The organism is Plectonema radiosum NIES-515 (assembly GCF_025753815.1).
Taxonomy (GTDB): domain Bacteria; phylum Cyanobacteriota; class Cyanobacteriia; order Cyanobacteriales; family Nostocaceae; genus Hassallia; species Hassallia radiosum_A.
This window is the reverse complement of sequence record NZ_JAOWRF010000346.1, coordinates 1-8,073: the sequence shown is the minus strand read 5'-3', so window position 1 is coordinate 8,073 and position 8,073 is coordinate 1. Positions and strand designations below refer to the sequence as shown.

General features: G+C 40.0%; 9 protein-coding genes and 2 pseudogenes. 4 read left to right on the top strand and 7 right to left on the bottom strand.

Features of this window, described 5'->3' with window-relative positions; translation table 11 throughout:
• Positions 1-566, bottom strand: a pseudogene (locus OGM63_RS24505) (AMP-binding protein); the annotation flags it as partial.
• Positions 567-702: 136 nt separating this feature from the next.
• On the opposite strand from OGM63_RS24505, the pseudogene OGM63_RS24500 reads away from it, so the two are divergent.
• A pseudogene (locus tag OGM63_RS24500) lies at positions 703-1,870 on the top strand (IS4 family transposase).
• A 151-nt stretch (positions 1,871-2,021) separates the two neighbouring features.
• Here the strand turns inward: OGM63_RS24500 and OGM63_RS24495 are convergent.
• The 3 genes from OGM63_RS24495 to OGM63_RS24485 all read right to left on the bottom strand — a co-directional run bounded on the left by OGM63_RS24495 (position 2,022) and on the right by OGM63_RS24485 (position 3,178).
• Positions 2,022-2,333 (bottom strand): hypothetical protein, encoded by a 312-nt coding sequence (locus OGM63_RS24495; RefSeq protein WP_263748281.1) that lies wholly within the window; start codon positions 2,331-2,333, stop codon positions 2,022-2,024.
• A gap of 168 nt (positions 2,334-2,501) precedes the next feature.
• A complete protein-coding gene (locus tag OGM63_RS24490) occupies positions 2,502-2,900 on the bottom strand; it encodes a hypothetical protein (RefSeq protein WP_263748280.1) in 399 nt (132 codons plus the stop codon).
• Positions 2,901-2,923: 23 nt separating this feature from the next.
• Positions 2,924-3,178 (bottom strand): hypothetical protein, encoded by a 255-nt coding sequence (locus tag OGM63_RS24485; RefSeq protein WP_263748282.1) that lies wholly within the window; start codon positions 3,176-3,178, stop codon positions 2,924-2,926.
• Between OGM63_RS24485 and OGM63_RS24480 the strand changes: the two genes are divergently transcribed.
• Complete coding sequence (locus OGM63_RS24480) at positions 3,063-3,470, top strand: transposase (protein WP_263748279.1); 408 nt, start codon at positions 3,063-3,065, stop codon at positions 3,468-3,470. The two genes, OGM63_RS24485 and OGM63_RS24480, sit on opposite strands and share 116 nt — an antisense overlap.
• Here OGM63_RS24480 and OGM63_RS24475 read toward each other — a convergent pair.
• A complete protein-coding gene (locus tag OGM63_RS24475) occupies positions 3,391-4,455 on the bottom strand; it encodes a catalase family protein (RefSeq protein ID WP_263748278.1) in 1,065 nt (354 codons plus the stop codon). The genes OGM63_RS24480 and OGM63_RS24475 overlap by 80 nt on opposite strands.
• A gap of 153 nt (positions 4,456-4,608) precedes the next feature.
• Positions 4,609-4,980: a hypothetical protein gene (locus OGM63_RS24470; protein ID WP_263748277.1), complete on the bottom strand. Its 372-nt coding sequence runs from the start codon at positions 4,978-4,980 to the stop codon at positions 4,609-4,611.
• Between the two features lie 136 nt (positions 4,981-5,116).
• Between OGM63_RS24470 and OGM63_RS24465 the strand changes: the two genes are divergently transcribed.
• Positions 5,117-5,248 (top strand): hypothetical protein, encoded by a 132-nt coding sequence (locus OGM63_RS24465; RefSeq protein ID WP_263748276.1) that lies wholly within the window; start codon positions 5,117-5,119, stop codon positions 5,246-5,248.
• Positions 5,249-5,430: 182 nt separating this feature from the next.
• Positions 5,431-6,537: an L-histidine N(alpha)-methyltransferase gene (locus OGM63_RS24460; RefSeq protein ID WP_263748275.1), complete on the top strand. Its 1,107-nt coding sequence runs from the start codon at positions 5,431-5,433 to the stop codon at positions 6,535-6,537.
• Positions 6,538-6,665: 128 nt separating this feature from the next.
• On the opposite strand, the gene OGM63_RS24455 is transcribed toward OGM63_RS24460, so the two are convergent.
• Positions 6,666-8,073: DUF5682 family protein (locus OGM63_RS24455; protein WP_263748274.1), on the bottom strand; the 1,408-nt coding region annotated here is incomplete at its 5' end.

Here is an 8,073-nt window from a genome sequence, read left to right as displayed (position 1 = left end):
TGCTGATAGATCTGCTGCACCAGTTGTTTTTGGAGTGGTTCACCTGCAAGGTTGATCATTCGCACAGAAGCAGGTATGTCTTGTGAGCGCAATAACTCCGCGATCGCAGTGGGAACTGTATTGATCAGAGTGACTTTTTTGGCAGCAGGCAAGGTGGGCAAGGCGAGCGCGTTTTGGGCTAGAATGACCTTGCCACCCCAACTCAGGGGAACAAACAGCTCGAATACTGACAAATCGAAACAGATGGAGGTTGAGGCCAGAACACCAGCGAAGTCCTCGGTTGCAAAGACTTGTTTTGCCCAAGTCAACAGAGACTCTACTAACTTTGCCTGAGTTAGCAGGACTGGTACTTGAGCGTCTTCTAGTATGAAAACCAAATGCTCTAAAGGATAAGTTGGGTCAAGAGGGACATACGCACCACCAGCCTTAAGGATGCCAAGCAATCCCACTACCATCTCTATGGAGCGCTCTACGCATATTCCCACCAGCACTTCTGGCCCTACGCCCAGGCGTTGTAGGTGATGTGCTATCCTGTTCGCCCGTTGGTTAAGTTCTTTATAGGTCAATACGGTTCAGTTAAGCCTCAAATTTATGTACACTAGGGATTGTTCCCATGAATGAGAATTGAGTGTGGTGCATCTTAAGGATTTCTCGTTGGTGTCTCCTGAGATACAAAGCGGTGACTTGCTTAAAGCAATTGAGATGGCGATCCCAGCTTTTGTCATCGAACAGGCGATCGCTAATACTAAAACTGAAGAAGAACGCAAGCGCTCGCTACCAGCACAATTAGTAGTATGTCTGGTAATAGCAATGAGTTTTTGGTCTAGAGACTCGATGCGAGATGTGCTTAAAAACCTAATAGATGGGATGTCAGAGGCATGGCTAAAAGTTGGTAAATACTGGCGGGCACCTTGTAAATCAGCTATCACACAAGCTCGGCAGCGATTAGGAGCAAGAGTGATGAGTGATTTATTTCATCGTCTGGTAAGACCAATGGCGACAACCGAAACCTTGGGGGCATTTTTAAATGGGCTACGAATTGTAGTCATTGATGGTACTTGTTTTAATGTCCCAGACAGTGATGAAAATGCTAGAGTTTTTGGTCGTCCTGGTAGTCGTCCTGGGACACAAGCCGCGTTCCCGAAAGTTAGATTAGTTATATTGGTGGAAGCTGGAACACATATAATATTTGATGCATTAATGTGTCCGTATCGCATTGGAGAGCGAGTACGAGCATTAAGACTATTACGTTCGGTAACATCAGGGATGTTGTTGATGTGGGATAGGGGATTACATTCCTATGCAATGGTACAAGCAACAGTAGCCAAGGGATGTGATTATTTAGGGAGAATACCAGCCAATGTCAAATTCCTTGCGGAAAAACCCTTAGAAGATGGCTCTTATTTGTCATGGATTTATCCATCGGGAAAACTACGAAAAAAAGGTTATCAGCCAATACTAGTACGAGTAATTGAGTATACAATCGAGCATCCTGACAATCCAGAAGAACAACTTACATATCGTTTGATTACTAGCTTATTAGACCCAATCGAAATTTCCTGCCGAGTTGTTGGCAAGGGAATATCATCAGCGATGGGAAGTAGAAAATACCATTGATGAGTTAAAAATACATCTTCTGGGGCGAAAGACTCATGTCCGTTCCCAAAAACCACGGGAGGTTGTGCAAGAGGTATATGCTTGGTTGTTAGGACATTGGTCAGTAAGGGTGTTAATGTTTCAAGCTGCAACCAATGCCGAGTTTGCACCATTACGCTTGAGTTTTACAGGGACATTACGAGTCATTCGTCGTGCTATTCCTAAATTCCAACGCTTACAGCCAGAAGAATTCCCCCTTTTTTCGATTGGTTAACGGTGGAGATTTTGGATACGTTGTTACCCGAACGAGTTCACCGTAATAATCCCAGAGTTGTGAAAAAACCTGTATCAAAGTTTCGTTCTAAAAGACCAAAACACAGAGGTACTGGACAACGAACCAAAGCTCCCAAATTTCACATCTCGAATCAGCTTTTTAGCCTTAACACCAAGCGTATTGCTTTATAGGTCAGTTGTTCCCCTTCAAAGACTACCGCAATAGCATCAGGCGTAAGCGTTACCTGCTCCTCAAACAATTGGTGGATACACTTATCCTGCGGATCATCTTGAGCAGTATAGCGTTCCGTCGCACGCTCAATTTTCGGGTCGGAACCGCTCATCGGTCCAAAATGGCGGGTAAAATTAGTCCAATAGTCAACGTTTCTAAGGATATCGATTAAATTTCGTTCTGGCAAACGTTCTTCGATTTTTGTAATTAAAGCCTTGCCAGAAACACTCAACTCGTTGGCTTGATATTTTTTGAGTACGGGTGTCCCTTCATCATTAATAATGAACTGATGGTTATTTGGATAATCAGTATCTACGGCAGCAGCAGTATCAGTTAACCAAGATTTTAAATACTCAACAAATCCAGAAGCTGTGTTAGGTATGCTTAAATTTTCACAATATTAATCAAAACATTCTGACCAGGGCAGTAATTGTTCTCGGCAGTCGGCGTATTCTTCACTACCAATTACACAAATATCCCCTGAGCGTAATTCTGCTGCTAAGTGATGAAAAACACAGACCTCAAGGTAGCGACGAACAAATTTAGTTTTCTCTCCAAGTTTTACTACAACTAGTTTGCGCCATTGTTCTGAGATAAAATCTAATTCAATAGTAGCGCTTATTAATTCCCCTCGACGATGTGAATTTTCTAGAACAAAATTTAATGCATTAATGACGCTTTGTTCGTTAGTAGTTGATTTTAAATCTAAGACTTTAATTAAGCGAAAAAATGTACTACGATGATTTTTATAAAATTTCCAAAGCAGAGGAAAATGATTGTTACCTCTATATGCATTCATTGCCTCGCATTCATTGCCTAGTATTAATATTGAGAATAATTGCTAGGTGTGCGATCGCTAATATAACCTAATTTATGTGCTACATTCTGTAATACAGAAGGCGTAAACACAAGTGTGATTATTTCCTTGAGAGATTGAGAAGGAAATAAAGATAAAGAAGGGATGAACCGAGGAGATTTAAGTAATGAACAGTGGGAAAGGTTAAAACCGTTACCACCAGCATCAAAGCCGCGAACGGGTAAGCCAAATAATGACCATCGCACGGTCATTAATGGCATTCTTTGGATATTAAGAACTGGGGCACCGTGGCCAGATATGCCCGAACGTTATGAAAAGTGGGAGAGTGCGGCAACAAGGTTTTATAGATGGCAAAAAGCTGGAATTTGGAACCAAATTTTGCAGCATTTACAAGCGAGCTTTCGGGGGGAAGCTTCCCCCCGAAACGTCGCGTCCGAAGGGGAGTGTGTGGAGTATGTCACTCGTCCGGTACTCAATTCAAATCACCAAAAAGCACAGATAATTCTGACTCAGTGGGTTCTTGCCTGGAAACCGCATTCAATTGATGTCTAGCTTGAGAAATTGAGTTATAAATTGGCTTGCGACAGCGGTTTATTGCTCCCAATGGCTGATGTTCTGGTAGAGAATGCCAAGGAGTATAGGACAAATTTTCGCAAAATTCCATCTGTTCGGAGGAATCAAAACTTTGAGGTGGAATCTTGATAGTAGCCACCTTTAAAAAAGGAGCTTTCCACTCAACTGTTGAATTCTCTATTGGCATTTTATCAGCATCTGTCTGGAATTGAACCAAAAAATCAAAACAAGCTTCTTTGCTTTTTAAATGTTCAACCATTGCTTCTTTGAGATAGTTATCTGAACTAGAAACAGTTCCCCCAGAAATACGATCAACGCTGGGTTTGGCAGAGAACTTAATTGCCCTATTTCCAAGTTTGTAGGGTGTCATACTCCAATATTGAATTGCTAGCGGGCTAACAATTTTTTTCCGCTGAATCGACGTAGCGATCGCAAACTCCTGCAAGCGCCATTTCAAAGGGTTTAAGCCAGGAAAGAAGAACTTTAATGGTCCCTTACCCTCTGCTTCTTGGCTCTTAAAAAAATCGATATAGTCTTGAAGATTCCGAATAAAAAAGACTGGATGATTAATCATCACAAAGTCTTGAGTGTTTTTTTCATCTGTCAACAGCTTTTCACCTGACACACCCAGAAGTTTAATTGCCATCCCCCGACCATCACCTTTAGAATCAGCCTGAGGTTTTCCTGAGCCATTGGAGAAGCGTATACAAGCAGTAAATTTCTTTCCTGGCTCTTTAAGAATGCCAAATTTCATCTCCTCGGAGAGGTTATTTTCAACTATAAATTCGGCTTTAACACAACCATGATGTTTAGCGTGAGCATCGCGTCGGCTTGGTCTTTCTCCTGCTTGGTAGTTATGCTCAATCTTCTGGACAATCATCTGTTCAATCGTCTGGATAGCAGATACCTCATCTGGGGATGGATATTCTTTGTCAAGTTCTAATTTGCCTGATTTGGTTTGCATAGATTCGTTTTGGTATCACACATTTTCAAGCGTCAAGGAGGAATATGATTAACATATTCCTCCTTAACACTATTTTAATTAACAATCTGCTGTATGAATATTTAGCTTGGAGCTACAACTGATATCAGGCTTAACAAAACTCAACTATAATTTTTAATTTGTCAAAGCTCCTTTTTCTTGAAGTATCAGTTTCTTGCCTTGATAAACTTGCAAAGTATTGTCTGTTGTCACCCGATAGAGATACTCTCCATTACGGAATTCATAACCGAGGAACCGACTTGGGGTGACACCATCAGCACCAGTTGTGTGAATTGTTTTGCCAGTGAGACGAATCGATTTGCCTGTCCTCAAATCCTTTCCATAATAAGTAACATTGTTGCAAGTTACATATCCTTCTGGGCAGTTTCTTGTAATTGTGATATTAAAATTTTTCGTCTTTAAAGTTTCAGCATTAGCTGCTTGAGTCCAGATAGTGACAACTGGCAATAAAGCAAGCAATGCGGCATATTTTTTGTAGTTCAACATCTGAGATTTACTGTAGATTAATTTGGTAGCTGTTTGATGGATACACCTTGATTGACCCGATTCCGAAAAAAAGCACATCCAAACACAAAAATCTTCAGAGCTTGGTGAGAAGGACTGAATTTTTGGTAATATATGGATGCTTTTGGCACTTTACAACAATTCCCACACCCACAAAAACCGTGCGATCGCGCAGGGTTTGGGCAAGAAACAAGGAAAGCATCTGGCAGAAACTCTTAGTTTTGGGATAGGGGTATGGGAAAATACCTAACAGAGGCAAGCATTGGTCTAATCTACAGCAGCCTATCGCTAAACATCGAATACACGTAGAGACGATTCTGTGCTACGTCTCTACAAGGAGAGGGTTTTTATATATGTACGAACTTAGGAGTGAAATCTGCTGTATTTGTTTTATAACCGTTAAATACCTGAGAAAAGTAAAAAATAATAACAATGGCTAAAAATGTTCATAGCAATTCACGATTTTCTTCGGATATTCCAACTTTTACTAGTCGCACAGCAAAGCCAAGTTCTGAGTTTTATTCTATTTTTTCCGAAGAAGAAATTTTGGGGATAATTCATGCATTAGAAGTCAGACGAGAAATACCTCTAAAGTATTCTTATAAAGGTAGAGGTGCAAAAATTTGGAATGATTTTTATCGAAAATATATTATTCCTAAATGGTATCGGACATCAAGTTTGGAAATTGACCTTTTAAAAAATAATTTTGAATATATTAATGGCAATTATCAAAAATGTGAAAAAGTAAATATTATAGATGTCGGTTCAGGAAATTCATATCCAGTTAAAGAATTTGTCGGTAAGCTAAATAAACTAGGTAGAATTCATAAATATATCGCCTTAGATATTAGCGAACAATTACTTAAGTTATCCAAACAAAATTTTCAAAAGTGGTTTCCACTAATTGAGTTTATCAGTCACACAATTGATATAGAAAATAGTTTTCTTCCCCAAATTTGGTTAACAAATCAAGCTCACTTAGAAACTGACGATACACCAAAAATAATTTTACATTTGGGTGTGACAATGGGCAATCATCAAAATATAACTAAAGTCCTGAAAAACTTTAGAGACAGCATGGGTAAGAATGATTTACTGGTGTTCACTAACGAAACTGGTTCTAACTCTAATTGGGATGGAAAAGTTAGAGGTGGCTGCAACTATCATGCAGAAGAAGTATATAAATGGATTAAAAACAAGATGGGAATTATATCTGAAGATTGTGAACTTATAAGAAAGTATGATTTAGAAACAGATAGCATAGTTGCTAATATGAAATTCCGTCATAATTACACTATAAATTTAAGTTTTGGGGGATTAGATAAGAATATTGAAATTTTGGAAGGTGAAGAAATTACTATTTGGAGACATCATAAGTATCAAATACCTGAACTTCTGCAAGAAATAGAAAAAGCTGGACTACAAGTTGTCCATTATAGTATTGACAAATACTTGTCACATATGATGGTGATTTGTGAGACCTCAGACTGGAAGCCTAGTGCTATACAAACAAAGCCTGCCGACGCCACGGCTAATTAAGAGCATCTTTTTGCGTTAGATCATGTCCGTTTAATTGACATTAATAAAAAAATCCGAACCCCAAGAGACGTAGCACTGCTACGTCTCTACATCATATGTCATAAACCTGTCATGATATTATTCCTTTCTTACAGCCCCAACAATTGAGCGATAGTAGGCAAGATAACAGCGGCGTTATTCTCATCAAAATCGTCAATATTTGGAGAATTTAATGTAGCTTTTGTGTTGAGTCCAAGTTTTACTTTTTCACCCATCTGTCGTCTTTCTGGTGCGGGGAAATTGCTAAAAGTGCGTCTTAATAATGGTAGCAAAGCGGTAAACAATTCACCCGGTAATTGAGTTATCCAATTGTCTAAAACTTGCCAAAGAATATCATCATGTAAAAGCAATAAACCACTACCTTTGAGAAATCCTTCTACCCAGGCAGCTGCTTGGGGTGGTTCAGTGGCAAGAGAAAGCGCTAATTTCATGCGTAGCGCTGCTTCATCTGCGTTAAAAATACCAACATCTAGCAATAAACGACAACAGCAACCAGCGATTAGTTTATGTAGTCTTTCGTTGTCGGAAATTTGCGATAATACTTGTTGCCAAGATGTTATGTGTTCTTGGTTTTGCAGTAAAGCGATCGCACTATTCACACGAATCACATTATCGTACATTGCAGCCGCTGCATCGTCATCCACATATATGCAAGCACCAGGTAGAGAAATGCAAATTCGCGTGACTAACTTATCAACTACATGAGTTATCATCTTAGTATCTGATAAGCGGACGTTACCGTAACGCAGTACATTTGCTAATGGTGGTAATGCTGCCATTAAATGTGTGACATCACTAACTAAAGCCGCAGCATTTTCCAAACGCGACATGAGATAACTAACGGCATCAGATAAATCTGATAATATTACTTGATTTAAAAAAGTTGTCAATGTTGGCAAATCATTTGCTGCATCTGCTTTGTGACAAGCAATATTCGCAGCAGCATCTTTAACAGTATTGCCCCAAATACCAGCTTCAATTAAGCTAACAGCAAATTCTGGATGCCACTGCAAATGCCAGAATTCGTGAAAAGTGCCCTTTTTATTGCTTGAAAGTTGAAGTTGTCCCCAAGGAATTTCTAAAAGATTGAGGCGATGTAGTAAGTGCGATCGCTCTAAATCATGATTATTTCTTAAATCTAAGTCTAGCGTCTTTTCGGTTACTTCTGCCGCAATTCGCAGACGCTTTTGTTGCCGCATTAAATCTTGTTGCAACGGCACCATCGGCGTTTCTGGTGGGACTTTGCCCAAGCGATCGCCAACTATGAGTTTATCGTGAATCAGGCGCATCGGTAAATCCCTGCCAAAACAAAGCACAGCTTGGGTAGCTTCATTTAATTCTGGCAGACCTGGGAGAGGGCGATTTCTCAAAGCCGCCAAAGATTCCGCTAACCGCACTGCTTCAATTACATGTGCCGAGGAAGCATCTATTCCTTGTTCCCGTAACAAATGTGCAACCTGCGTCAACCAGCGAATGGTGACTTGGGAGGAGGGGGGG

Bases quoted from the DNA above. Each gene is read 5' to 3' on its own strand.
- OGM63_RS24490 (WP_263748280.1), bottom strand. From the start codon at position 2,900: ATGAATGCATATAGAGGTAACAATCATTTTCCTCTGCTTTGGAAATTT.
- OGM63_RS24480 (WP_263748279.1), top strand. From the start codon at position 3,063: ATGAACCGAGGAGATTTAAGTAATGAACAGTGGGAAAGGTTAAAACCG.
- OGM63_RS24485 (WP_263748282.1), bottom strand. From the start codon at position 3,178: ATGCCATTAATGACCGTGCGATGGTCATTATTTGGCTTACCCGTTCGC.
- OGM63_RS24475 (WP_263748278.1), bottom strand. From the start codon at position 4,455: ATGCAAACCAAATCAGGCAAATTAGAACTTGACAAAGAATATCCATCC.
- OGM63_RS24470 (WP_263748277.1), bottom strand. From the start codon at position 4,980: ATGTTGAACTACAAAAAATATGCCGCATTGCTTGCTTTATTGCCAGTT.
- OGM63_RS24465 (WP_263748276.1), top strand. From the start codon at position 5,117: ATGCTTTTGGCACTTTACAACAATTCCCACACCCACAAAAACCGTGCG.
- OGM63_RS24460 (WP_263748275.1), top strand. From the start codon at position 5,431: ATGGCTAAAAATGTTCATAGCAATTCACGATTTTCTTCGGATATTCCA.